Consider the following 26,789-nt stretch of genomic DNA (forward strand, 5'->3'; position numbering starts at 1 on the left):
ACTGAAAAATATTGGAGGTCAATACAATGGCTAATAGTAAAGATAATTTAAGTAAATATGGTAAATCATTTATTGGTTTTGATGAACCTAGTGGTAACGCTATGGACTCAATTGGTGGAAACACAGGAACAAATTTCAATACCAATAGACTTGCAGGGTGGAATGGCAAAGGTTGGTCTATGAATTTCAATGGTTTGGCTAGTTATTTACAATTTAATGCTAAGGTCATTCCCATTGGAGCAAAAAGTATTAGATTTAAAATAAAAGTTAACGAAACATCTCTATCTACTTTTAAGTATATCTTATCTAATACTATTGAAAAAGGCAGTGGTTTAAGGTTTGTCCTACAGACAGATGGCTCTATTTTAGTTAGTTTATATCAAAACAGCGAACAGGTTTTTCAAACAGCTACATCTAGAAAGATACTTGATGGTCAATGGCATGATGTGTTATTCACATGGGATGGAACAATAAGTAGTAATGCCATAAAAGTTTATATTGATGATTTAAGTGTTCCTGATAAACAATCAACAGCAATCACAAAAGAGACAATAAATCCTACAAATAACCTTATAATAGGAAAACACACCATTTCTGACGCACATTTTTTTAATGGTCAACTAGACTCAATCGAAATCTATGATAGAGTAATCTCCCCTATCCCTGACAAATACCTAGTGCAACACAACTCTGATTACAAATACCATGATGGCACTTCTTGGCAATCAACAACAAACACAGAAGAAAACTTCATTCAGTATGGCATGAACAATTTTGACCATATTAAAGAAGCTCAATGGAAAGAATTATCAGGTGATAAATCAGTAGTAATGTGGTCTGATTTTGAGGATAAACAATTTGCTTCTGTTGTTTTAAACAAAAAGGATTTCAAAGCTCAAGATTTACTTGGTGAATCACCTCAAGCAATTTACTACACTGACTCAGACACTTCGAAAATCGTTGTAGAGACAGGTGTTGATCCTTATAGTGTTTATGACTACATTGGAGAACTCCCTACTGTAGTGGCTTATACAGAGTCCACAGACGACATTATTGTATCAACAACTACTGAGCCATTCGACATCTACGATGAATTTGGTGATAGCGTTGAGGTACTTTACTACACTGATGATGAAGCCGTAAAAGAGGCTGATTTAATCCTTGAAGCTAATTGGTCACCTGTCGATGAATTGGAAGGTGACTTCGAAGTTGTGACATGGACTGATGAAGCCCCTGAGACTGCTCAGAGAGTGCTTGAAATGACGGCAGTACCAAAACCTCAGTTCATTAAATTAGTAAATCCGAAACGCTTGTACGGATATCTAGATGATGTTTTTGTTAATGATATTTCTCAATCATACCGTGATGAGGCTCGATACTTTGTTACTGGAGAAGATACTTCTAGATGGTATGTATGGGATAAATCAGCACAGACATTTGTTGTTTCTGATGCTTCAACAGAAGAAGCTATTCTTAAAAATGGTATGAAGTACCATGAGTTAAATAGTATCACTGATAAGCAATGGAAAACATGGGGAAAGCATTATATAAATATTGGTGTGTTCTTAAAAGACAATCCTCGTGACACGATTGTTTCAGTTGTTGAGAGTATCTCTTATGAAGATTATCTTCCCCGAAATACGACTACTATTGAGAAAACAAATTTTTATATTTTAAACACAACTGCTAAGATTGATCTTTCTTTCGTTGGAAATACGCTTAAAGGTGTTTTAAGTGACGATGATCTAACTCGTGTTCAATATCGGGTGTTACTAAATGGTGGTTATTATTATCCTGCTGATGGTAGCTTTACAAAATTAAGCGAATCCCCTCATAACATTAACCTATCCATTAGTAGTAAAGATACTAAAATCGACAATTGGAATAACTTAAAAGTAGAATTCCAGGATTCCTTTGGTACTACTGATTATTGGCAAGCAAACTTCATTGGAACATATTCAGGTCTTATCTTTAAAGATGTTTATGGTAAGTATTATTCAAATGAAATCGGCGAGGTTTTAAAGTATCTAGACTTCGGTATTATTATAGCAGGCCAGACAACGGTGGAACATGAAATTTTCCTAAAAAATCAGTATGGGTATGATGTTAAAAATATACACTTGTACGCAAATACATCTAATTTCCCTACTGGAATGTCGATTGAGTTCAGTGAGAGTTCGGCTCCTTTTACTCCCTATCCTGAGCTAAAACTGAATAGAACACTTCAAAATAATGAGGAAATGTCATTCTTCGTTCGACTTACAACTGAATTAGGCGCAACGCCTGACGCTAACGGTTCATTTGACATTATCGTGAGAGCAGACAAAGCCTAATCACAATACAATGTGATAAGGAAGTGAAAACCTATGGAAGAAAATATTAATTCCGATCGAATTGAGCGGGAACTAGCAATTTCACCAATTACGGATTCGTACTTTATTAATGCTAAAGATGAAATAAAACCGAATAATCGTTTTAAAGCAAAGTATAAATTATTCGCGGTAGGATTTTCAGATGTTTCAACCGAACTAATTGTAAAACAGTTTGACAACTCCGATTTGGTGACAGAGATTACACCGCGAGCAATTGATGCAAGTGAAAAAGAAACCTATATTAATATCGTTTATCGGGATAATTCAACTGTTTTGGCAGAAATACAACCATACATCCACAATTTTGTTGAGATAGAAATTGAAGTACGTCCTCACAATAGAATGGTAGCTATTTATGAAGTGCAGCAGCCTCCTATCGCCACTGATGTGTTTAACCCAACTCAAGATGCTTTCACCCGCGAGAAATTAGACTATCAATCCATTAACTACGGTGGATATACATCTATGGTAGTTGGACGAAGTGAAGATGATATTTGGCGCTCCTTTTTACAGTTTGATTTACACTCTATCCATCCATCTTATATTTTAACCGACGCAAAATTACGTTTGTATTATAGTGGCACAGTTCCAGATGGTATTGATTTAGAACTTTTTAATGCAAATAAAGCCTGGTCAGAAAATAACATTACCCATTTAAACAGACCAACACCTATTGAGCTTGTGACAGACCAATATACAGTGAATAAAAAAGTAGGCTTCGTAGAGTTCAATGTAGTTAATATCGTTAAAGACTGGACTTCATTAAATCAACCAAATAATGGCTTTATTATTCGTGTATCAAATGAAACCTCTACTGGACAAGTAATCTTTAAAACTAGAGAATCTTCACTGCCTCCAGAGTTACTTATCGATTATTACGATTCTAGAATTTTCAGCATCGGTAAAAGCCAGCATTTAACAGAGATTTATATCTATAAAAGACAAGATTCATATATAAATACTGAGATAACGGTTGATTCAGTATTTGATTTTTCCAAACAGGAAACTGAAATATATGTACATAGAAAAGAAGTTCCACTAGATATGGATATATTCACTGAAATTACAGTGAACCAACCATATGTAAATGCAGAAATGATTGTAGCTATCCCTCTTGAAAGTAATAAATTTACAGAAATTAGTATTAGGAATCCTCGAGTAGATAAAACAAATGCAGAGATTACAATAAATAAACCAATCATTCCTGCTAAAATAACTGTTAGGAAAAGTGATAGCAATCCCATTTTAACAGAAATTATTGCATCTAAACCTAATATTCCTGTCAAAATAACAATTCCTTCTTATGATGACAGCACAATAATGGCAGTAATCGAAACGAATGATATTCATATTAATGAAGTCGATACAGTAATTATCGTTTCGATAGATACGGTTAAAACAGAAATTACTCCGCGGGTAAAAGATGAAGAGAACTTATACACTGAAATTACAGTAAGTAAAAATATAATACATACTGAAATCTATGTTAACTATTCAGACGATATTTTTGTTGAAATCGATGCAAATGTGAAGAGTGATATCGACACAGAAATAATAGCGAGCATCCCTATTATCCCTATTGAGCTCACAGTACAAAAATATGATGAGGATATTATTCTGACAGAAATATTTAGTGCTTACACTTCAAATATTTTCTCTGAAATTATTGTACATCAAGTTGATGATATAGAAACGGTTATAGATATTAAAGCAACTAGCAATATTGCTACTCGAATAATTACCTCTAAGCCTATTATATGGAGCGAAATAACTGTTCCTACATGGGATGAATCAACTATTATAACAACAATTGAACCCCGTATCTTTATGGTTAACAATGTTCAAACAGTTATTGTAGTTAACGGCGGCGTTTCAGGATACGCATTTATTATGTAACAACTATAGAAAAAGGAGAATATACATGATTATTAAAAACTATGAAATTGGCGAACTACAATCTTTTTTATTCAACTTACTTTTAAAGGGAAAAGAATCTCGAATGCGAACAAGATTTTTAAAGCTTTTAGAAAAGCAATTAAATCAAATAAATTTGGAAAGACAACAATTAGTAGCTGAGTATGCTGAGAAAGATGAACATGGAGAAGTTTTATATAAGCTAGAAACAGTCGATGGCAATGAAATTGAATTTCCGATTTTCAGTGAAGATGCTGAAAAAGAAGTTCAAAAACAAATTTTAACACTTCTCAACGAGGATTTTATTATCGAAGAAACAGCAGACAAAATTGACATGTTAAATACTCTACAAGAAATTATTTTGAATTGTGATTTAGAATTTACTGGTAAAAAGGCTACTATGTATGATAGATTTTGTGAAATTTTTGAAGAAATGAAACATCCAGAGATTACTCAGTAAATTTCTTATAAGGATAGGTGAGGTTTAATCCCGCCTATCCTTTAATAATTTATAAAAGTCGGTGATTACATGCAAAATGAAAAAATTGGCGAGAGATTGGCTAGTGTGGAAGTTGAAATAAAAAATCAAGAAAACCGAATTTCAAAATTAGAAGGTAATCATGAATTATTGTATCGCTTAACATTAGTATCGGAACAACAACAAGAGATGAATAAACACCAGCAAATCCAATTAAATAGAATGGATAAAACGTTTAATAATATCAATATGAACCTAACGAAATTAAATATGACACAGGATGAATTACAGGAGGATGTAAAAGGTATTGGAAAACGAGTTGATAGCATTGAAGATGATTTAAAGCTGGAATCTGCAAAGGACAGTATTTTGATCAGCGACATGATAAAGCAATACCTTCATTGGTGGATACTCATTCCAACAATTATTATTGGTGGTCTAATTTTAAAATCATTAGGTCTATAAGAAAGGAATTGATAGCTATGAAAATCAATTGGAAAGTTCGCATCCACAATCCTCAATTTTGGATTACGGTAGGATTATCAATTATTACACCCCTATTCGCCTATTACGGCATTACAGGAGCTGATTTAACTACTTGGCATAGTGTATGGGCCTTAATCCTAAATGCAGGCTCTAACCCATATGTATTAGCCTTAATGGCTGTGAGTACATATAATGCAATTTTAGACCCTACAACTGCTAGCTTGAATGACTCAACACGAGTATTAGCAATTAAAAAACCGAAAAGAGATGAGTAATAATGGCGAATTTTATTTGTCCTGTGAAGAACGCGAGATTAACGAGTAAATTTGGATGGAGAGATATCGGCTATGGAAAGGAATGGCACCAGGGTGTCGATCTAGCCTCAATAGGAAAAGTTCCTGTTTATGCTAGTGCTGCTGGAGTTATTAGTCGAGCTCAAGTGTTAAGCAGCTATGGGAATGTCGTTATGATAAGACATACTATCAATGGGAAAACTTATGAAACGAATTATGCCCATTTAGATTCCTCTTGCGTTCAAGTTGGACAAAGAGTGAAGCAAGGACAGGCAATTGGTATTATGGGTAACACGGGACGAGCATTTGGAATACATTTGCATTTTGAAATTCATAACGGTACCTGGGAAAAGGGTCAACCGAATGCTATTGATCCTATGAAATTTATTACATTAACGAATAAAACTACTAATGAAGGAGAACTAACGATGTCACAATACAATGAATTGCTAAATAAAATTAAAGAGCTTGAGGATGCTTTAAAAACAAAACAAGCTGTTATCCCTACTCGCAAAGCTACCGAAACTCACAATGCTGCATGGGAATGGTTGAAATGCCAAGGCATTACTAATGGCTCAAATCCTCAAAATTTCCTAACACGTGAGCAATTCGCGACAATGTTAAAACGATATAACGATTTATTCAACAAAAAGTAACCTACTTTATACATAGTTTTACCCTACACTAACATTACTTGGCGACAAATCACAAATAGATCTATCCTTAAAAATCCTATTTTTATGTTATCGTGCTGTTGTTTGCACTTATTTAATATGTGTTAGAGAGAACAGAATGAGCCGCTTGTGGCAACAGATGTTTTTGGCGCCTAAATGTCAGCTGCAGGATGTTGGTTACGAAGGCATTATCATAGGACGTTATGTTTTTTCCTTTACTTGCTCGCTCCATGGTCAATAAAAAGCATGTCAATCATTGAGCTTTACTTGGAAGCTCCAAACATTGACGTGCTTTCCGTATGATTCTAGGACACTTAGTATAGATGAAAGTCATTTAATAAAGATTCCTTGTCCTTGTGGTTGCAAACCACCATTTATACCTTTTTACAACCCCAGCTTGTCATTATTTAGTGTACGTTACAGACGCTGGTCAGTTAAAGACTCCGGATAATATGATATCAGTAATTGATACAGCTACAAATACTATAGTCGCTACCATTCCAGTAGGGCTTCAACCTCAAGGCATTGCTTATACTCCGAATGGTGCGTTAGCTTACGTTGCAGATGAAAATTCAAATGCAGTATCTGTTTTAAACACAGCAACATACAGTGATTGCGACCATCCCTATAGGGTTATCTCCTGATCAAGTAACTATCTTGCCAGACGGAAAACTTGCTTATGTCACAAATCAACTTGACAATTCGTGTCTGTAATAGATACAGCAACAAATACGGTAATCGATACAATCCCACGGTTTAACGGGCCTACCGGAAAAAAATCGGGACAATCTGCATGAAAAATCGGGTCTCTAGAGATAAAAAACAGGCCTATTTCCATGTTCATCTACATAAAAACAGACATATTTTCTATTGCAGTGTAGTCAATAAAAAGTATGTCTGGTTGATTTTGTTATAAAGTTTGTTTACGACTACTAATTCCTTGTTGTTCATTACCTTCAAATTTGGTAACTTCTGATTCAAGAGATAAAAGTGGGGCTAGCTCAAAGCTAACCCCACTTAAACCACATTACATAGCCTTTAAGATTCTAGTACATTTAAAATAGCATCAAGATCATTGACAGCAATATCTAGGCGTTCCTTCGCCTCGATATTTTGCTGTTTTAATTGACTAAACTCTAGTAAATTTTTCTCATGCTTTAACTTGATAGAAGACAAGCGTTCAATGCGCGATTCTACCTTTTCTATTGCTTGCTCACAAACTGCTGTCCATATCTTTTCTGACTGCTGCATTTCATTCGTTGACGGGTTGTGATGACGCATAATTCGTGCATATACTGCTTCAATTTGTTCAATTAGTTCTGAATAAAAATGACGCTCAACACGAGTTGTTTGGAATGTTGGGTGCTCTACCTCTTTTGCATATGGGGTAATTTGACGAAGCAGCTTTCCAGCATTTTCTCCGAAACCATGCGATAAATTCAATACATTCATTAACTGTAAAAGCAAACGAATTTCTTCTAGATTAATAAGCTGTGAATCGATGCTTTCCTTTAGCTTTAAGGATTCCATATAGCGTCGATCAAAGTGCTCAATTTCACCATTGCGTTGTTCTACTAAATGATCACCTGCATTGTCTTTTAAGCTTTTAATATAGCGAATTGCATGGCTTTTTAGCTCTTCCATCGATAGCAAGTTGTCATTGTCTTGTTGTGGCTTTCCTCGTTGAACATACGCAAATGCATCCATTTTTTTGGGCCATTGTGCTGCTGGGGTTTCATCTGAGACATTATAGCGTATATAAATTCCGTGCATTCCATATCCTCCAAGTCCATTAAACAAGTATCTCTAAAGAGAGTAAATCGAATTCGCTATTTTTTCAAGTAAAAAACTTTTAAAGATTGAAAATCCTTCTTTCGAAACATCAATTCTAATATCCCGAGTAGTCGATACTGTTCTGGATCACTCTATTTATCAAATAGAAGGTCTTCCCCCTTTACCTCTGACAAGCTTTGTTTTACACAATTTGAACATATTCTACGACTAAAATTCTCAAAATTAAACCCCCAAAAGCACCATTCCTATGGCGTTTGCTGTCCTACAGTGGCAAAATTTTTTTCGTTCATCCTAATTAAGTCTCTTGTCGTATTTGCTTAATGCTTTTACCCTCAGTAAAGGCATGAATTGATTTTATTGTGCCTACTGATTTGAAGTTTGCCCTGTCATAGACCTTGGCGACCTGTTCATTGATAGGCAAAATCCAGAGATATTCTAACCCTTTCTTTACCGACTCTTGCTGAATATATTGCAGAATATATCCAATCAATCCTCGTCCTCGATGGCTTTCAAGTGTTGCTACACTCTCAACTCTCCCTTGATTTCCTGAGACGAAAATATTGGCAGTACAGCAAGCTGTGCCATCTAATCTTAATAAATAATACGTAAAATACGGAGAATAATAGGTTTCCTCAAAAGCTTTTTTGATTAATGCAGGCTCCCCAAATGTAGAAATGCTCATTTCTACGGCTAACGCTTCCTCCATATTTGCATCTATTACTCGCTCAATCTGTATGGCAGGATTATGTGATAATTGCGAGTATTCACCATTCCAACACTGTACATCATCAGTAAAACTTTCATAATGTAAGCCATGATTCTCTAATGCTTCTATACATGACTGATTTTCCTCCACATTGTATAAATACAATCTTGGGGTGAGAGCTTTTGCTTGATAAAAATCCTTGATTTTCTTTAAAAACATATCTGGTTCGACAATCTTCTTCCATATGTGTGCATGATTGGCGTCATAATATGTTGGCATTTCATTATTGTAAAATAATACTCCTTCATGACATGTTTCCATCTCACTAAAACTTTTAATATAATCAATATCTAACTGCATGATATGCTCTATTTTATACATGTTCTGTTCCTCCCTCAATCCATTTTTCATATAAATCCTCTAGCTGCTGCTCAAGCTTTTGACGTTGCTCCTTAGCAAGTGTCGGCTCCTTTAATCTCCTTTCAAGCTTTTCAATTTGTTCTTCTATCGCTAGCTCTTTTTTAACAGCATATGGTTTTTCAGACACTTCTTTTTTAACTGGTTCTTTTACTATTTCTGAGCGTTTTTGTCTTGCCCATTCATAATCCCCTTCAAATACTTGAATGTTTTCATGGTCAATCCATGCAACTTTTGTAAAAATCTTTTGTAAAAAATAACGGTCATGCGAGACGCCAATTATGGTTCCTTCAAAGGACTCCAGTGTATCCTCCAATACCTCTCTCGCTTCAATGTCTAAATGGTTAGTTGGTTCGTCCAGCATCAATAAATTGATATCCTCATGCATTAACTGTGCTAGACGTAAGCGCATCTTTTCACCGCCACTTAAATCCTTCACTTTTTTAAAAACGTCATAGCCATAAAATAAAAACTGAGCCAGAATATGGCGTGCCTCAGCCTCTGACACAGAGACACTCTCACGAAAGGCATCTATTAAGCGAATGGCCGGATTTTTATGCTCAAATTGCTGTGATAGGTAGCCAATTTTAACACTGCTGCCGACTTGACAAGCACCTTTATTAGGTTCAACTTCACCTAACATCATTTTTAATAACGTTGATTTCCCACTGCCATTACCACCAACAATCGCCAGACGTTCTCCGAAGTAAACCGCTAAATTACTTTCCTTAAATAACGATTTCTCAAATGCATGGCTAATACCCTTCATTTGTACAACCTCTTTACCACTACGCTCAGCCATCGTTAATGCTAAATTCATTTTCTTTTTCGTTAGGGGCTTCTTCACACGCTCTATACGGGCTAGTGCTTTCTCCATACTTTTAGCACGACGATGCAAGCCAGCATTTGGCGGGTTTGCTTCATTTGCCCATTGCTTTAAGCGCTTTATTGTTTCCTGCATTTTTTTTATTTTCTTTTGCTGTTCTTCGTATTGAGCAAATTGCTGTTCAAGCTTAGTGTCCTTTTGTTCGACAAATGCATCGTAATTACCAACGTACGTAAATGCCTCTCCATCTTCAATTTCAATTATTTTATGAGCCATTTGATTCATAAAGTGGCGATCATGTGATACTGCAATAACAATTCCTGCAAAATTTCGGACATAATTTTCTAGCCATTCGATTGCCTGCATATCTAAATGATTGGTCGGTTCATCTAATAGTAAAATAGAAGGATTACTTAAAAGGATTTGCCCTAGCATTACCTTCGTTTTCTCCCCACCACTTAAGCTACTAAACGGTTGCTCAAGCAATGGTGTTATCCCTAAACCATTTGCAATCATCGCTAATTGCGCATCAATTTCATAGCCACCCTGCAGCATAAACTGTTCCTGCACATGACCGTATTGCTGGAGTACCTTATCTGTTACAGCTAACTGCATTTCCTGCTCAAGCTTTGTCATTTTAGCCTTTAATGCATAAATTTCCGCAAATGCTTCCTCCAGCACTTCCTTCACTAAGAACGTAGGATACTGCGGAATTTGATGTAAATAACCAATCGTCGCTTCCTTACTTTTTATGATTCGTCCTTTATCTGGCATATCTAAACCGGCAAGTAACTGTAATAGAGTCGTTTTCCCACTGCCATTCACACCAACAATGGCGACATGCTCCCCTGTATTTACTTCTAATTGAAGTCCTTCAAATAAAACATTTCCACCAATAATTTTTTGTATTTGTTCAGCCTTAATTTGCATCGTTTTTTCCTCCAATGAAACGTGCGAAAAACATCTAAATACACAAAAAAGACTGCTCGATTAACAAGCAGTCTTTTCCTCATTAGTTTGTGAAAAAGAATGGTTAATTCGCTACGTTTGATATTTGATTTTGCTTAAAAATGGACAGACCTATCCCGTTGTTCGCAAAATCGAAAGTAATAACACGTGCAAAATACATAGCTGTATCCACCTTTACACATGTTTTCGTAGCGTTTTTATTCATTCCTTTTCACCTCCGTTCAATATAATTAAATTTATATTACCATAATTCAGGTTATTTCGAAAAGACTAAATTACATTCTTTCACATTTTTTCTTCAAGTCACCTTACCTTGGGGCTGATTTCCGTTCCGAGCTATGTCCCTTTCTGGGGGCGTCAATGTTTTTCAAAATTCATTACCCATTCCCCAATCCAAGATGTTAATTAAAAAAGTGCGAACTCCTGTACAAATACCTTTGTACTAGAGCTCGCACGTTTACGTTACTAATCAATTTTTATGGTTGTAATTTAAACATGTATTTTTTTCTGTACCATAAACTTATCGCCATACTTACAAAAATGAATGCACCGACAGCCGTAATCCAAAAGAAAACGTTTCCTCCAACAGTTGATGAATTAAAAAATATACCGCTAATAACAATAAATAAACAACTTATAATCCCTGATAAAATAATGGCTAACTGATGATTTAGTTGAAAAATGAAAAATATAACTACAGTACAAATGTAAAGAACACTTACTATCATAATAGCCGGGAAAAATGGTTGAAATTTAGCTGCATAGACAAAGTAATCGAGCTGGCTAATATCCTGGCCATTGTTTATCTCAATATTAAATATCTGAGAAACTGGGGTTGAATACTTCCATTCAAGCGGATTATCTATAATACCACTTCCCTCATACCAAGAAATAGCTGTTGACATCAATAAAGTCAAGAAACCAAGAATTAGTTGTATCACATATTTAAACAATGTACTTCTCCCTTCACCCTTTGAAGTTAAAGACGTTACAATAGGTTCTCGGTTTCATAAATACTGGATTATATGGATTAAATAAGGGCCTTGAGATTTTCCCCCATTTGATTTTCCTAAACCTTTAGCAATCTTTACTGGGATAAACGTGCGTCACTTTCCGATGGGATGCCACTGCCCAGGCTATTTGTTTTTTGTTTTTCCCTGCTTACTTTTTATCCATCGTAGGCCGCAAAACCTGCGTTGATAACGGCCATACCCTTTTTCCATCTGAGTCTATTTTCGTTATTAGATTATCATCCCCATATGTGTTGTAACTGGGTCATCTTCGTTCCCTGGATCGGGGTCACGATAGATGAAACGTGCTGTTGCTGGATCGTAGTAACGAGCTTGTAAATAGTATAGCTTTGTTTCGGTATCGTAGACATAGCCTACGTAGCAAATAGGTTGCTCTTTGATACGACTGTCGACTTGTTCAGCTGTTAGTAAGTTCTCCCATGGGTCATAATCGTATATCGCAACGCTTGCATCATTTGGTCAACTTAGAACCTATCATATTATCAACTTTGTTTTTCACAACAGGCCTCTATGTCTTCACTTTTTTCACAAACATTTTAACAAACGGTACGAGGAAAACGGACACGACCAGTACGCGGAATAGCTGAAATGCAGTGACGATTGTGACCTTTGCATGCACAGAAGCAGCGATAATCCCCATTTGATCAAGGCCCCCTGGTACGATACTTAAAAATCCTGTTTGAAAATCAAGGCTGTAAAAACTCTCCATGACAAATGTTAAGCCATAAGCAGTGCCAATAAAGATCCCTGCCGAAACAAAAGCGTAAAATACATGCTTCTTCGATAAATGTAGATCGTCTTTTTTCAATAAAAGTCCGATGTAAATACCAAGCATTAGTTGTGCAATATGAAGTAGTGACAATGGCAATTTCGGCACATCAAGCCCTGCTATATTGATGCCCATCAATAAAAACACGGGACCGAGCATATAACCTGTCGGAATTCTCACCTTTTGCGCTAGCCACCCCGCTACGCCACACACAGTAAGTAAAACTATTAGGTTCCATGTATACGCTCCATTGACAACTGCACCAGTCCCCCCAGAGCTTGACACCATTAATGGCACAAAGCCGACAATTAAAAGAACCCGTAATATTTGGAAGAACGTAATGACGACCATATCCATATCCCCTTGCTCCTCGGCAAAGGCAACAACTTGTGACATGCCACCAGGGACGCAGCATGTCAACGCGGTCGCAAAATCTAAATCCGCACGTTTTGCAACTAAATAACTAACACCAAAAAACAATACAATAAATAATACATTTAAAATAACCATACTTCCTATAAATTGTTTAATATCCTGCACCGCTTCTGGTGTAAACGCAAAACCAATGGAATAGCCCGCAACGATTAAACCAAAATTCCGAAAATATTTATGCCATTTCAATTGTACTTTCGTCGATAACTGAACAATTAGTACCGCCGCAATTGCTCCAAGTAACCATGGCATTGGAATATGTAATAAATTAAATGAAACCGCACCTGCTAAACCGATACATAATGTCATAAACATATGTTTGTCAAAAATAAACATCGAAGCAACCCCTCTTAACTGAATCATTCTATTATGCCGTGAACCTACCTATTTTTCTACTTCATTGTTTTTTCGCAATGTAATATATCGTTAAAATTGAACCTGTTATTTATAAAATTTAACCTCTTATCCAAGATTTTCTCCAAGCCAAAATTTTCTATGCTACATTATTATTACCTGATTCAGTGTTTCTCCATAGCGGGATTTGTAAAGGAGGCCTCCAATGAAAATTCATTTAACAATCAATAGTGAACTAGAAGAAACTGAGGTTCACATACATGCGAAGGAATACACCGAGCAAATTGAACGCCTGATGAAGCAACTACAAACTTCACAAACAACAATGCTAGATGGCTACTTTCAGCAGGAAATTCATATGCTAAAAATTTCAGATATTTACTCTATTTACGCAGAGGGTGCAAAAGTATTTTTACAGACAGAGGAACAGGAATTTGAAACGAAGCGTAAATTATATGAGCTAGAAGCACAATTAGCGAAAGACTTTGCCAGAGTCAGTAAATCGACACTCGTCAACATTAACAAAATTGCCTCTATTCAAATGGGTAAAATCGGTACAACAGAACTGATTTTAGAAAACGATGTGTCCGTCCATGTTAGCCGCAAATATTTAAAAGAACTAAAACAACATTTAGGTATTGGGAGGGACTCATAATATGAAAAAAATTATTCGTATGATGACAATCGGTCTACTTATATCACTAAGCTCTTCCTACTCCTTAGTAACATTCAGTGTCCTATCTAATAACACTGTGATATCAGGGCCTGAATTACTTGAACAAATTATCGTCGCCGCCATACTTGGAGTTGTAATAGGTCTACTTTCTACCATCTATGATATTGAACGTTTACCTTTTATTGCTCAGTTTATTCTACATGTAATTGCGGTTACGATATGTGTCATGATTGCAGGCTATTTCGGGCGTTGGTTTGAACATTCAAGCATACTATATATTTTTGTAAGTGAAGCTATTATTTTCTTTATCGCTTGGTGCATTATTTATGTACTTCAAAAAAGTGATATCGCAAAAATCAATCAAGAAATTCAAAAAAGAAAGGAATAAACAGTATGACCAACTTTACTATTACGCAATGCCTTTATGGAGAGCTCAATTTCCAAGGTTTTCGAAGGTGCGCCCGCTTCACAGCTAGAAGAATACAAAAAAGGGTATTGTCTATGACCTTCACGGAAATATACTAAGTACCTCAACAAGCATGATCATTATTATCGTCACAATTATTGTGCTAGCTATCTTATCTATCATTATTTTTAAAAAGAAGAATACATAAACACTTTCGCACATCGTTTATAAAAACGATGTGTTTTTCATTGATTTTATTTAAACAATTTGTTATTTTAATAATATATAAGCAAACAAAATAAATAATTGTTTGTTTTACAGGAGGATTTCAAATGGATGTAAATGAATTATTTTGGCAAGCTCCGATCCATGACATAAAAAAAGGCTACCATGAAGAAGCAACACACTTCACTTGTTTGCTTTGCGGGGAAAAGATTGAAAAGGGTATTATTTATCCACATGAAGGCGTTCTCTACGAGGCGGAAAAATTTATGCAACATCATATTACTGCTGCACATCAATCCGTATTTCATTATTTAAATGGCCTTAATAAAAAAATGACAGGACTAACTGATCATCAAAGTCATATTTTACGCTTATTTTATGAAGGAAAAACCGATCAAGACATTAAAGAAGAATTGGAGATTGGTAGTGCAGCCACAATACGTCATCATCGCTTTACCCTTAAAGAAAAGGAACGTCAAGCAAAAACCTTTCTTGCAATGATGGAACTATTAAAAGAACAGAATGAAAAGGAAGACAGCTTTGTACCTATTCACAAAACGGCTACGATGGTCGACGATCGCTATAATATTACGATTTCTGAAGAACAACAATTACTCGAAAAGTACTTTCCAAACGGTATTGGCAAAGAGCTTGTCCGCTTCCCAAAACGTGAAAAACATAAAATTGTCATACTTCGTGCAATCACAAAGCTTTTCGATGTAACAAAACAGTATTCAGAAAAAGAATTAAACGCAATAATTCAACCAATATATGAGGACTATGTACAAATACGTCGCTATTTAATCGAATACGGCTTCATGGATCGACAAGAGGATGGCAGTGCTTACTGGATAAAAAAATAAGAAGGCAGGGTTTCCAATGGACCATAAAAAAGAATTAAAGGAAATGTATAAAGAAATAAAAATCGAAGCTGGTGTTTTCACGATGACCAATCAACAAAATGGTAAAGTGTTTGTTGGCAGCTTCAATAATTTAAAACGCTTAAACGGCTTTCAATTTATGTTAAAAACGAATACACATACTAATAAAGAACTACAAGCGGATTTTAACACATTCGGCCATGATGCTTTTGATATTGAAGTTGTAGAATATTTGAAGAAAAAAGAAAAAGGCTATTTCGATCCAAAAAAAGAGCTAGAAAAGCTGGAACAAAAATGGCTCGACAAACTTCAGCCATTTGGTGAACGTGGATATAATTAAATAACAAAAAAAGAATCTGTTTTCTACGAACTAAGCTTGAAAAACTTGCAGATTCTTTTTTGATTTCATATATTGTGTATCGCACGGGGGATTCGCTCCTTCCGGGGAAAATTCCTTTTCACTGGTAAAGTAAATATCAGTTGGATCTGATCAGTTCTTTGGCTGATCCGAGAACTTTTCTTGCACCCGATTAGTTTAGGAGTGATGTTCTTTGCATCTGAGTATTTATTCGTCGGCCTGCCCTCACTTCTTTGCGTGCGGGAATCCTACTTGCTCTCTCACTTCATTTCTGAATTTCCTGCTGAGCTTTTTTTGTTAGCTTTCCGAAAACTAGCTCATACGAATGGTTAATTAAATTTTCAACTAAATCAATAGGTACGTCATCTACATCCATATAGATTGAATTCCAATGTGTTTTATTCATATAATAACCTGGAATAATACCTTCATAGGCTTCTCTTAACTCTTCAGCTCGATTAGGTTCACATTTTAAAGTAAGTACGGGTCTTCCGGTACTATCTCCACCCATCATGCCATACATTTTACCCCAATATGATAACGATCCGCCTGCCATTCTTCTTTGTAATTATGCGTTGTTCCACGAAGTTTTAGGCAATATTCATGAATTGTTTCTTTGTTCATTATTTAACCCCATTTCGTTTTAAAATAAAGAAACACACGTTCGATTATTTTCATTATAATCTATAACGTGTGTAGAGGAAATCATTATTTTATTTTAGTTTCTAGTAAATTTTGTTCGAGCAAATCTTCAGTCACGATTTAATTTTTAAAGTGTTATGACAGGACACTTTTTACTTTATGCCCCTATCAAACACACCGATGACCTCGGTAGTTTGTAATATATTAACAAAAGCTTTAGCATCTGCATTTTTGATCAAACCTTTAACATCGGCAAGCTGATAGCGTGTAATGACGGTAATTAAAACTTTGCGTCCTTCGCCTGAATAAGCACCTTTCGCATCCATAATTGTTACACCTCTATGAAGCTTTTCCAGTAGCTGCTGTTTTACTTCCTCGCCCTTACTCGTAATAATCATCAGTGTCAATTTAATATGGCTCGTATGAATAGTGTCGACAACCTTCCCTGTAGCATAAATTGAAACGAGTGTCAGTAATGCCGCATCCCAGCTAAAGACGAACCCAGAGATAGCTACAACGATACCATTCATCGCAGAGATTAATGTACCAAGTGGAAAATCTCGCTTACGGCTTAGCAGCATCGCTATAATATCAAAACCACCAGAAGAACCTGCCGCACGGAAAATCAAGCCCAACCCTAAGCCCACAATAACACCACCAAATAATGACGCAAGAATTGGATCTTGTGTAGCTTTATAAACCGGAATAATATACAAGCTTATCGACAAGACAACTACAGAAAGAATGGTATAGCCAATAAACCGTTTCCCTAGCTTCAAGACACCTATAATTAGCAATGGTAAATTCAATAGTAAATTTAAAACCCCTGTATTCAAGGGTGTAATAATACCAAGCATGATAGCAATCCCGCTTAATCCCCCACTTAAAATCTCATGTGGAATTAACAGAAGATTGTAGGCAAGGGCGACTAATATCGATGAAAGTGTAATAATGACAATATTTCGCATAATGAATCCCCTATCATAACGAACGAGTTTTGTACTTCTTTTCATTAGAATACCCAATTTATTCGTTCAAAAAACCTTGAGTAGGGCACTATTGCAGTTAAAACAACGACATTTGTTTCTTTATTTCTTCTGCTGTTCTTTTTTCTGCTCCTCTTTTATCGGTACTTCTTTTAACGGCTCTTCTTTATTCTCTTCAGCCTTCTCCGCTACCTTATAAATACGTTCAAGCATAGGCGGATGTGTATAACGGAACCACTTTACGAGTAACTGTGGATTTACCTCACTTAAACCAGATATCGTTAGCTTCTGGAATGCAGTAATTGCGGACTCTCGATCGCCCGTTAGTGAAATCGCATATTGATCAGCTCTATTTTCCTGATACCGCGAAATATAATTCGACAGAGGGCTCGAAGCAAATAATAAAACAGATGTTAGGAGTAAGAACAATGGATAAGAGCTTATATCCCCGATTTTTTTAATTTTTAATACCTGCCCGTAACGTCCAATGAACCATCTCAAACACTTCGCTGTCAGCCATAAGCCTAGCAATGTCAACAGAAGATACACAGCAATGCCAAAATATATATGCTTCTCAACATAATGTCCCATTTCATGTGCCATGATAAATAATATTTCATTATCTGTTAAACGATTTAAGGTTGTATCCCATAGCACAATTCTTGAATTGCTGCCAATACCCGTTACATAGGCATTTAAAGCATTTGTTTTTTCTGCCATGTTAACTTCATAGACGTGCTCTGCTGGTATATTAGCCTGTGCAGCTATAGACAAAATTTTCTCTTCTAGCTCCTTATTTTTTAACGGATAAAAATCATTATATAAAGGATCGATGACTACAGGTTGAATGAACATCACGAATATTGTAAATGGAATCGTTAGAAACCATGCATATAGCCACCATCTTTTGGCACTTTTTTTGATGAGCCAATAAAGGACAGATACGATAATTAAACTCATGCCAAAGTTAACCCAAAAATCAATAATGCCGTCTCGCATCCATGAAGAAAACCCTTGTGTACTAATTCCATAAGTTTTGCTTAAATTGTAACGATAATAATCGAGTGGGAATAGTACAACATACAGTAAAAGTGATAATAAGAATAAGTAGCTTGCATTTTGTAACAGCTTCCATTTTGTTTGTGACGTCGCCACCTTTTCAAAGTAACGTGATACGCCCATAGTTAAAATTATGAAATAAATTAACCATTCCAAAGGTGTAGCAACAAAGAATAGGAAGTTCCGTATTTTAGAATATTCACCGCTTAAGTATAGTTCTTTTTCGGACATAAACATGACTGGATCTGCAGCTGTCCCTTGCATCGCACGGGGTATTGTACCACCACCGCTATGGAATATATACCAATACATACACAGCACATAAACACCGAATAAAAGTAGCGCGACAATTCCCATTTTTTTCGCTATGTCATTTCCTCCCTTGCTCAACACTAAGTTCGTCCTATAGTAAGTGTAAGCTAAAATGAAAAAGTTAGAACAATTTTTTCTTTGTTTTTATTTACCTTCTATTCTACTTCACACCAAAAAGAAAATTCGCTCTACTTCTCCAAACGCGTAACAAGCCTGTAGATGATATTGCACCACGGTCTGTTCGCTATTCCAAGAAGTATCGCGAATTTTTAAAAGTATTTTTCATTACTTATCCCAATCAATTATACTTCAGCATAATTGCCTCTGGAAGCTTACCTGCTTTCAACGGACCCGCTGAAAAGATAATTCCGAACATGCCATTCTTTTTCTATAACAGCGGTCTTTAATGCATCATTCTCTTTCGTTGATTCGATTTAGCTTAGAACACGTTCTGGAGAATACTTCAAAAAGTTATCCATTATTTGATAAGATTCTTGTTTTGCTGGTGGATGGAAATGAAGTAACTGACAAACCAATAATTGATAAGATATCTCTTTATTTGTAAGAAATTGCATTCCACCTAAAAGTTTTGTTGCATCAGAAGCAACACTCTTAATAATATCTTCTATACTTTTACGCACAAAAATTACTTCAGGTAGTATATTTTCAGAATAATTCAAGCTAAACTTGTGTGCTAAACCTTCAATAGCATTCATCGCTGCCTCTATTAATGAAACCATGCTCCTTACTTCAAAAGTAGGCAAATTCCCCTGTGAAATTACTTTCTCAACCAAAGAAGAACAAACGCCAATATATGATGTGGAAACTATTAATTCAAACCATATTAAGCCATTCACAATTGAAGGATGTAATTCTTTCTCATTTCCTGCAACAAACATTGAATCTTTAGGTACTTTTACATCTTTTAATACGATCTCTTCTGTTTCGCTCCCCTTTAATATCCAATGTTTCCAAAACTCTCTCACTTCAATTCCCTGACTATTTTTAGGAATTGTGAAAATACCAAGTCTTCCATCCGGTAGTTTTACACTGCCTGTTAAAATATCCATAGATTTCGATAAAGTACAAGGCTTTTTTGTACCATTAATAATAAAATAATCTCCTTTGTCTTCAGCACTTACTGAAGGCGAAAAAGTATTATTTGAATTTCCTTCCGCAAAACAGGAAGATAATAAGAATTTTTCTTCAACTATTAATTTTAATACAGTATCTAAGTGCCCATTAGATTGAACAATTTCAACTAAAGATGCTACCGAAAAATGATGCATCGTATATGCTATTGCTAATGATGGAGATCTAGTTGCTATTGCTCTTTGAATAGATAGACTTTCAATAATATTTGCTCCAATACCACCAAATTCTTTTGGAATCAATAAAGAAGTACCATTTATATTTCTAAATTTATTTATGAGAATTTTAGTTTCTTCTTCCCGTTCTTCAAAAGAGAAAGAGGTTAAATAATCATCAAAACCTGGGAAATATTTTTCTAATATCGCTCGTTCTTTAGCTAGAAATTGTGTCATTAAATCTCCTCCTTTAAGGCTAGTGTCCGTATATTAATGTCTATAAATTGGACATCGGAAAAGAGGCCTTTTAATATTTCTTGTATTGTATGTGCAAGAATATCACCCGCAATTGGATCTAGAATATCTTCTAATAAAGACATGCCCAAATCATATTCTGCTTCAAATGTTAATATTGAATCATTTTGTTCCTGTCTCACACTCCAATTTCCAATAAATTTATCTATATCACCTTCAAACTTTTCAAAATTAATACTTAATGCCGCCCTATCAAAAAAATCTTTTTCTTTCCAGCAAAGAACTCCATTTTCAAAATCTACTTCCCACTTCGATATACTTGAATTATCGTTTATTACTTCTACAGATATATCTCGTATCACATCAATGAAGTTAGAATATTTACTGAAATCAGATATTTTGAGATATATTTCTAGTGCTTTCGTACCTGGTATACAAGATGTTATAATAATTTTTCCCATACTATCCCCCTAGTATCATTATATTTTCACACTGATATTTGCTATTTGATTTATTACAACTTTAACAGAATTTTCAATATATTCTATCTGTTGATCCTCTAAAATCGCAGGAGGCGTAATTCGGACTACTTTATTAGAATTTAGAGAAGTAGACACAATAATCTTTTTCTTCAAAAGACCCATCATAAATCTCCCTGATAGTCCACTATTTTCAAATTCAAATCCCCACAATAAACCTCTTCCGCGTATATCAGCAAGCCCAACTTTCTTCTCTTTTAGAATTTCTCCAAAGAATTTTTGGAATCTTTCTCCTATTTTTTTTGCTTTTAAAATAAGTTCCTCTTCTTGAATTACGCGAATCGTTTCTTGTACTGCCACCATTGCTAGAGGATTTCCCGAGTATGTTGAGGTATGTAGCAAAGGATTTTTATTCAACGGCTCAAATACTCTTTCATTTGCCAATACAGCAGAAACAGGTATAACTCCACCGCTTAATATTTTTCCAGTTAACAACATATCAGGAACTATTCCCTCTTGATTTATTCCCCACCAGTCGCCTAATCTACCTAGGCCAGTTTGTATTTCATCAATTATTAATAATGCTTCATATTTATCACATAATTCTCTAACACCATGAAAGTAACCTTGGGGCGGTATATTTACTCCACCTTCTCCTTGAATAGGTTCTAATATTACAACTGCATTTGCCTGATGGTTTCTTAATGTTTTTTCGAGTTCTATCAGCGATCCATATGAAACATGGTAAACATCTGGTAAAAGTGGTTTAAAGGGTTCTTGAAACTCCCTTCTACCAGTCGCACTAAGAGCTCCAAGTGTTTTCCCATGAAAACCTTGTTTTGTAGAGATAATCGTACTACGATTATTTAGTCTTGCTATTTTTAATCCAGCTTCAACTGCTTCTGTTCCTGAGTTTAAAAAAAGTACGTAATCTAAACCCTCGGGAGTAATTTCTACCAATGACTTAGCGGCTTTACCCATTTCTGGATTTATTAATAGTTTATTTGATAGCGCAGCCTTATCTAGTTGTTGCTTTATTCTATCAATAATACGGGGGTGAGAATGACCTAATAAGAATACTCCATATCCACCACAATCTAAGTACTTCTCTCCAGCCTCATCATACACATAACATCCATTAGATGTAACTTGGAGTGGTACTTGCATTAGTTCAGTCAGTTTTGCAAAACCACTATTTACATGATCTCGATACATATTTACTACAGCTTTTCTCTCAATTTTGCCCATTAGATCTTCCCTCTATATATATTTATTGTATAATCGATTTGATTTGAGTTTCATAGAATACTTCACATCGATGTTAAAAGAAATTATTATTATCCTTCTTCATAGGTCCAATCGGTAACATTCCTTCATCATTCAAAAGGACTTTTTCATTAGAGTCTCTGAATATCCTACTAACATAAAAATTTTTATACAGTAGCTTTTAGTGATTCATTTTCTACAAGATACTTCACATTATTATATATAACCTCCTTTATATCGCGATGTTCTTCCATTCCAAAGGTATTACACAGGGATTCCATGGAACTAGGTAAACAACCACTAATATTTATATACTTAAACATATACAAAGCGACTTTTATTTCTCTCCGATATTGTATAGGTAATTTTGGTAGAAATACTGGTTTTATTAATCGATCAAACATCTCGCCCGATACTATTTTCGGTATAGAAAGCGACTGACCTGTAATCTTAATACCAGAATGTATAATATTATGGATTACCTCCTCTAAATTCGGTGCATTATTTCCTAATGTTACAAAAAATTCTCCTCCAGCTTTATTACTCCTGATTAAATGAGAAATAACATTAGCGACATAGTCTTGTGACACTATATCTATTTTCGCCTCAGCATCTCCGGGTATAATAGGTATTCGATTTTGTAATAATAATTTGGTAATATAATGAAAACCTTGTTCATTCGCAATTTCTCCTGTTTTTGAATCGCCTAAAATAATTGAAGGTCGGATGACCGTTATAGGAATATCGCTATCACAAAGATATTTTTCTGCTTCTATTTTAGAAGTCTCATAACCATTACCCGTAGTAATGTATGAATCCTCTTGATTGAAATTATGAACATATGCTGTGCTCACATGATACAATGGCACATTTGCATCTTTTGCTAGTTTTAAAACATTCAGAGTCCCTGTTACATTTGTAGTACTAATTTTTTCGTATGACATATTAAAATTTGTCAATGCTGCCATATGAACGATTAAATCTATATTTTCGCATAGCTCAATATAATCGTTATCATTTAAACCTAACTGAGGAAAACGTATATCACCTATTATCGTTTTAACATTATCTTTTTTTAGTGGCGTACTGTGGACTAAACAATATAAATTAAAATCATGTAGTTTCTCAATTACAGAGGTACCAAGTACTCCACTCCCCCCAGTAATAAATATATTTTTATACAAAACTATCCCTCCAATTTCTTTGTATTAAAAAATCCAGTTAAGAGAATCAATGAGTATGCCCACATTAGCCATGAAGCGAAAAATCTATCTGTATCGACTGACAAATTTACAAAAACTTGATCAAAGTAGATTAATACAATAGCGTCAATTAACATTCCCGGAAGAGCTATACACACTGCAGCTTTCATTCTTTCACTATTCTTTTGAATTTTTTTAAATTTATAAATAGGGAATGTAAGAACTAGAATCAACGGAATTACTAAAATATAAGACGATACCATTAGCAATGTATTGTCAGGAATAAAAAATACTTGACCTAAAACCCTAAAAATTAAACTTGCACCTAACCATACAAGAAAGCCCCAGAGTAAGAAAAACGGCATTTCTCACTACCCCCTATATTAGTTGATATATCAATAATTTGACCCATTTCTTTGGCGTTGGAAATTTCATCTTGAACCTCATAAAGTATTTTCTATTTTTTTATAACAAAATAAATTATCAGACTCTTCTAACAATTTTTATTTTATACATTTATTTTATTACTCAATGCTAAACTTCTTTGAATTTTCAAAACATAATGATTAGCAGATTCCCTTATATCACAATTAAATAAAGATTTATGTTCCAGAATATCATTAAGCGAATTATTAACGTTCGTTTCCACTTTTTCAAATATATCTTCAAAATTTGCTTGTCCAGAAGCCAACATACCAAAAAAAGCAGCTGCTCCACTATTACATATGAAATCTGGGACTATAATAATTCCTTTGTTAATTAGACGTTCTTCTATCCCTATTTCAATTGGTAAGTTTGCCGCTTCAATAATTATAGAAGCACTCACTCTATCTACATTTGATTCATTTATAGAATGTTTGATAAGCAGCAGGGATTAACAACTCCGCATCATCTAACCATGTTCCGTTGGGCTTTAAAATATAATTCTCCGATATTAACGTACGATCAATAATCCCCGTTTTATTGGTTTTAGATGAGGCTGCTTGAACTAATGTCATTAACTACTTGTTCAGAACAGCTAGTAATGAAAGAAGTTCAACAAGTGCTCTCAAAGGAGATATATGAACACTACCAAGTTTCTAAGTTTTTGTCATATACGAACAGAGGGTACACTAATAAATTCTGCCCCTGAAAAGCAAAGGATTAACTTAAAACATTGAAGATATGCATAAGATGTAATTATTGTTATGACTTATAAGGACTTCAACGTAAAATATCTACTTATGGAAAACATAAAAGTATTTGTTTACTTAGCGCGCTGGATTACTAAAAAAACAATCTTTTCATGAGAGAACAATTCCGTCGGTTTAACTTTGCGCTCGATAATGAGTGTATTCATCACACAAAGTTAAACCGTTTTTAATTTTTCAGATTAAATCACATTTATTATTATCTAAGTCAGTTAACTAATACAAATTATAACAATTTATGGAATAAATGAAAATATTTATTTAAACTATGATTAAATTTATTCTGCCTCTAAACAAATTACAAATTTTTATGATAGATCGTTTGTTGTATTCTCATTTTTTATTAGTGATTGTAGATTTACTCTTCCAATTGTTGAATCGTGATGAGTATCTTTTCTAGCTCTTTATAAAAAGTATCTATTGGAAAATCCTCACATGTAATTAACTGTATTGCTATGCCATCAATCAATGCATTAAAAAAAATACTCCATGTTGTTAACGATACCCCATCAATTGGTGAAGCTCTCCATAATTTTTTTATACCAAATAGCAAACTATCATTTTCATTCATTAAAACTTGGCCAAGTTGCTCTTTTATTAACGGGTTATTAAATCCAAGAACAATCAATGAAATTAACAATTTATGATAGAAAGCATCGTTTTTAAAACGACTTTTTATAATTTCAAGAGCAGCGCTAATTGTAAATTGATCATTCTCAAATAATTTTCCCCAAGAATCTTCACAAATATATTTAATTATTTCTAAAAGTATTTGTTCTTTCGTTTTGAAATGGTAATAAATAGTCCCCTGTGTTACATCAGCATATGTAGCAACCAATTTCAACGTAAAATTTGCAATTCCGTTATCTACTAAACATTGCATTGCTGCCTGTATTAATTCCTGCTTTGATTTTCCAATAGGTTTCGCCAAAAGAATACCTCCGATTCTGTTTAAAATTAGTAAAAGAGTCAGTTAGTTAAATAACTAATTTTATTGTGATAAAACATTTAGATTTTTCAAATACCACCTTATTTACTTAGCATCAATTTACCAATTAAAAATTGAACTAAATATCTTGGTAAGAATCTCATACTTATTATAGCGACTTTGTAACGCTTACCAGGTATATTAGTAATTTTTTTCTTTATTAATGAATTATAAGCCACTTCAGCTACCTTTTCTGGTCTAGTACCAACCATACTTGCTATTTGATCTAATTGATTCATATTATTATTTTTAGAAAAATTTGTTTTAGTAGGTCCAGGACAAACAACTGTTACAGCAAAATCTCCTTTGTTCTGAAGTTCTATATTTAATGCTTCTGAAAAAGACAATACATAAGCTTTAGTTGCTCCATATACAACCATACTTGGTGTAGCAATAAAAGATGAAATAGAGGCAATATTCATTATACGACCATAACCACTTTTTAGCATATCCTGTATACATAAATGAGTAAGTTCAGTTAAAGTCATAATATTCAACTGAATCATGCGTAGCTGTTCTTGCTCTGATAGTTGATGAAAATATCCTTGCAATCCCATCCCAGCATTATTAACAAGTATATCTATGTGTTCTCCCTTTAATCTTATTTCATCATAGATTTCCTTAGCTGCGCCAATTTTTGATAAGTCTTTCTCTATTATAATTACTTCTGTTAGCGGACTTAGAATTTGGGAAACCTCGACTAATTTCTTTTGGTTACGAGCAATCAAAATAAGTCTATCTCCATTTGTAGCAAATATTTTTGCTAGTTCCAATCCTATCCCTTCACTAGCACCTGTCAATAAAACAGTCTTCTTTTTCATATAATACTCCTCTCATTTAATATAAGGAATTGCCCATATACATCCATTAAATAGAAATTTATTACATATAAGTATATAGCATACCAGAAAGAAGTAAATACATTTCCTTATTTTCCATGTATATACTATTCCCTAAGATGCTTTTGCACCTCTTAATTTCAATTACATTTCGTTACTCTCAAAGGCCAATATTTTTTCATCACTACTCCCAAAATCGACAA

Annotated in this window: 30 protein-coding genes and 1 pseudogene; 12 read left to right on the top strand and 19 right to left on the bottom strand. The window is 34.5% G+C overall.

The features are described from left to right. Window positions 1–26 precede the first annotated feature (26 nt). The 8 genes from PVA17_RS07415 (at window position 27) to PVA17_RS25525 (ending at window position 7,014) form a co-directional block, all read left to right on the top strand. A complete protein-coding gene (locus PVA17_RS07415; RefSeq protein WP_274067324.1) occupies window positions 27–2,333 on the top strand; it encodes a LamG domain-containing protein in 2,307 nt (768 codons plus the stop codon). A 33-nt stretch (window positions 2,334–2,366) separates the two neighbouring features. Then, window positions 2,367–4,268, top strand: coding sequence for a DNRLRE domain-containing protein (locus PVA17_RS07420; RefSeq protein ID WP_274067325.1), 1,902 nt, complete (start codon window positions 2,367–2,369; stop codon window positions 4,266–4,268). A 25-nt stretch (window positions 4,269–4,293) separates the two neighbouring features. Further along, the gene (locus PVA17_RS07425; RefSeq protein ID WP_274067326.1) at window positions 4,294–4,746 is read left to right on the top strand and encodes a hypothetical protein; all 453 of its coding nucleotides are present in this window, start codon (window positions 4,294–4,296) and stop codon (window positions 4,744–4,746) included. 69 nt (window positions 4,747–4,815) lie between these two features. Continuing rightward, window positions 4,816–5,229: a hypothetical protein gene (locus PVA17_RS07430; protein WP_274067327.1), complete on the top strand. Its 414-nt coding sequence runs from the start codon at window positions 4,816–4,818 to the stop codon at window positions 5,227–5,229. A gap of 17 nt (window positions 5,230–5,246) precedes the next feature. Next, window positions 5,247–5,525 carry a phage holin gene (locus tag PVA17_RS07435; protein WP_274067328.1) on the top strand — a complete coding sequence of 93 codons (279 nt, stop codon included), beginning with the start codon at window positions 5,247–5,249 and terminating at the stop codon, window positions 5,523–5,525. Window positions 5,526–5,527: 2 nt separating this feature from the next. Then, window positions 5,528–6,199: a M23 family metallopeptidase gene (locus PVA17_RS07440; RefSeq protein ID WP_274067329.1), complete on the top strand. Its 672-nt coding sequence runs from the start codon at window positions 5,528–5,530 to the stop codon at window positions 6,197–6,199. A gap of 470 nt (window positions 6,200–6,669) precedes the next feature. Next, complete coding sequence (locus PVA17_RS25520) at window positions 6,670–6,861, top strand: hypothetical protein (protein ID WP_483308012.1); 192 nt, start codon at window positions 6,670–6,672, stop codon at window positions 6,859–6,861. A gap of 60 nt (window positions 6,862–6,921) precedes the next feature. Then, window positions 6,922–7,014: a hypothetical protein gene (locus PVA17_RS25525; protein ID WP_483308013.1), complete on the top strand. Its 93-nt coding sequence runs from the start codon at window positions 6,922–6,924 to the stop codon at window positions 7,012–7,014. Between the two features lie 241 nt (window positions 7,015–7,255). Here PVA17_RS25525 and PVA17_RS07450 read toward each other — a convergent pair whose 3' ends face one another. From PVA17_RS07450 to PVA17_RS07475, 7 genes are all read right to left on the bottom strand, one after another. Further along, the gene (locus tag PVA17_RS07450; RefSeq protein WP_132359321.1) at window positions 7,256–7,990 is read right to left on the bottom strand and encodes a hypothetical protein; all 735 of its coding nucleotides are present in this window, start codon (window positions 7,988–7,990) and stop codon (window positions 7,256–7,258) included. Between the two features lie 316 nt (window positions 7,991–8,306). Then, window positions 8,307–9,098 carry a GNAT family N-acetyltransferase gene (locus tag PVA17_RS07455; RefSeq protein WP_274067330.1) on the bottom strand — a complete coding sequence of 264 codons (792 nt, stop codon included), beginning with the start codon at window positions 9,096–9,098 and terminating at the stop codon, window positions 8,307–8,309. Then, window positions 9,091–10,890, bottom strand: a complete 1,800-nt coding sequence (abc-f, locus tag PVA17_RS07460; protein ID WP_274067331.1) for a ribosomal protection-like ABC-F family protein — start codon at window positions 10,888–10,890, stop codon at window positions 9,091–9,093. The genes PVA17_RS07455 and abc-f overlap by 8 nt, the downstream gene beginning before the upstream one ends. A gap of 103 nt (window positions 10,891–10,993) precedes the next feature. Continuing rightward, window positions 10,994–11,134 (bottom strand): RAxF-45 family protein, encoded by a 141-nt coding sequence (locus PVA17_RS07465; protein ID WP_166672191.1) that lies wholly within the window; start codon window positions 11,132–11,134, stop codon window positions 10,994–10,996. Window positions 11,135–11,405: 271 nt separating this feature from the next. Beyond that, window positions 11,406–11,882: a YjdJ family protein gene (locus PVA17_RS07470; RefSeq protein ID WP_274067332.1), complete on the bottom strand. Its 477-nt coding sequence runs from the start codon at window positions 11,880–11,882 to the stop codon at window positions 11,406–11,408. Between the two features lie 288 nt (window positions 11,883–12,170). Beyond that, window positions 12,171–12,398, bottom strand: coding sequence for an RHS repeat-associated core domain-containing protein (locus PVA17_RS25350; protein ID WP_132359465.1), 228 nt, complete (start codon window positions 12,396–12,398; stop codon window positions 12,171–12,173). 70 nt (window positions 12,399–12,468) lie between these two features. Continuing rightward, entirely contained in the window at window positions 12,469–13,497 is a 1,029-nt protein-coding gene (locus tag PVA17_RS07475; RefSeq protein WP_132359329.1) for an AbrB family transcriptional regulator, read from the bottom strand. Window positions 13,498–13,720: 223 nt separating this feature from the next. Between PVA17_RS07475 and PVA17_RS07480 the strand changes: the two genes are divergently transcribed. The 4 genes from PVA17_RS07480 to PVA17_RS07495 all read left to right on the top strand — a co-directional run bounded on the left by PVA17_RS07480 (window position 13,721) and on the right by PVA17_RS07495 (window position 16,043). Next, window positions 13,721–14,170: a LytTR family DNA-binding domain-containing protein gene (locus PVA17_RS07480; RefSeq protein WP_132359331.1), complete on the top strand. Its 450-nt coding sequence runs from the start codon at window positions 13,721–13,723 to the stop codon at window positions 14,168–14,170. Window position 14,171: 1 nt separating this feature from the next. Then, window positions 14,172–14,579, top strand: a complete 408-nt coding sequence (locus PVA17_RS07485) for a DUF3021 domain-containing protein (protein ID WP_132359333.1) — start codon at window positions 14,172–14,174, stop codon at window positions 14,577–14,579. A gap of 350 nt (window positions 14,580–14,929) precedes the next feature. Further along, window positions 14,930–15,685 (top strand): DUF2087 domain-containing protein, encoded by a 756-nt coding sequence (locus tag PVA17_RS07490; RefSeq protein WP_132359335.1) that lies wholly within the window; start codon window positions 14,930–14,932, stop codon window positions 15,683–15,685. Between the two features lie 16 nt (window positions 15,686–15,701). Then, window positions 15,702–16,043, top strand: coding sequence for a GIY-YIG nuclease family protein (locus PVA17_RS07495; RefSeq protein WP_274067333.1), 342 nt, complete (start codon window positions 15,702–15,704; stop codon window positions 16,041–16,043). Window positions 16,044–16,326: 283 nt separating this feature from the next. On the opposite strand, the pseudogene PVA17_RS07500 reads toward PVA17_RS07495, so the two are convergent. From PVA17_RS07500 to PVA17_RS07555, 12 genes and pseudogenes are all read right to left on the bottom strand, one after another. After that, window positions 16,327–16,685, bottom strand: a pseudogene (locus PVA17_RS07500) (MmcQ/YjbR family DNA-binding protein). Between the two features lie 170 nt (window positions 16,686–16,855). Further along, window positions 16,856–17,671 carry a YitT family protein gene (locus PVA17_RS07505; protein WP_132359341.1) on the bottom strand — a complete coding sequence of 272 codons (816 nt, stop codon included), beginning with the start codon at window positions 17,669–17,671 and terminating at the stop codon, window positions 16,856–16,858. Window positions 17,672–17,791: 120 nt separating this feature from the next. Next, window positions 17,792–19,117 (bottom strand): M48 family metallopeptidase, encoded by a 1,326-nt coding sequence (locus PVA17_RS07510; RefSeq protein WP_337993601.1) that lies wholly within the window; start codon window positions 19,115–19,117, stop codon window positions 17,792–17,794. 377 nt (window positions 19,118–19,494) lie between these two features. Further along, entirely contained in the window at window positions 19,495–20,604 is a 1,110-nt protein-coding gene (locus PVA17_RS07515; protein ID WP_274067334.1) for an acyl-CoA dehydrogenase family protein, read from the bottom strand. Next, window positions 20,604–21,083, bottom strand: coding sequence for an SRPBCC family protein (locus PVA17_RS07520; protein ID WP_132359345.1), 480 nt, complete (start codon window positions 21,081–21,083; stop codon window positions 20,604–20,606). Before PVA17_RS07520 ends, PVA17_RS07515 begins: the two co-directional genes overlap by 1 nt. Window positions 21,084–21,101: 18 nt before the next feature. Next, entirely contained in the window at window positions 21,102–22,349 is a 1,248-nt protein-coding gene (locus tag PVA17_RS07525) for an aspartate aminotransferase family protein (RefSeq protein WP_274067335.1), read from the bottom strand. A gap of 185 nt (window positions 22,350–22,534) precedes the next feature. After that, window positions 22,535–23,551, bottom strand: coding sequence for an SDR family oxidoreductase (locus PVA17_RS07530; protein WP_274067336.1), 1,017 nt, complete (start codon window positions 23,549–23,551; stop codon window positions 22,535–22,537). Between the two features lie 2 nt (window positions 23,552–23,553). Beyond that, entirely contained in the window at window positions 23,554–23,934 is a 381-nt protein-coding gene (locus PVA17_RS07535) for a DUF5367 domain-containing protein (RefSeq protein ID WP_132359351.1), read from the bottom strand. Between the two features lie 143 nt (window positions 23,935–24,077). After that, window positions 24,078–24,395, bottom strand: a complete 318-nt coding sequence (locus PVA17_RS07540; RefSeq protein ID WP_274067337.1) for a Rossmann-fold NAD(P)-binding domain-containing protein — start codon at window positions 24,393–24,395, stop codon at window positions 24,078–24,080. A gap of 16 nt (window positions 24,396–24,411) precedes the next feature. Then, window positions 24,412–24,567, bottom strand: a complete 156-nt coding sequence (locus PVA17_RS07545; RefSeq protein ID WP_274067338.1) for a hypothetical protein — start codon at window positions 24,565–24,567, stop codon at window positions 24,412–24,414. Between the two features lie 550 nt (window positions 24,568–25,117). After that, window positions 25,118–25,690: a TetR/AcrR family transcriptional regulator gene (locus tag PVA17_RS07550; RefSeq protein ID WP_132359355.1), complete on the bottom strand. Its 573-nt coding sequence runs from the start codon at window positions 25,688–25,690 to the stop codon at window positions 25,118–25,120. A gap of 98 nt (window positions 25,691–25,788) precedes the next feature. Next, window positions 25,789–26,568 (bottom strand): SDR family NAD(P)-dependent oxidoreductase, encoded by a 780-nt coding sequence (locus PVA17_RS07555; protein ID WP_132359357.1) that lies wholly within the window; start codon window positions 26,566–26,568, stop codon window positions 25,789–25,791. Window positions 26,569–26,789: the final 221 nt, after the last annotated feature.

The organism is Lysinibacillus sp. CNPSo 3705, from assembly GCF_028674935.1.
Classification (GTDB): Bacteria; Bacillota; Bacilli; order Bacillales_A; family Planococcaceae; genus Lysinibacillus.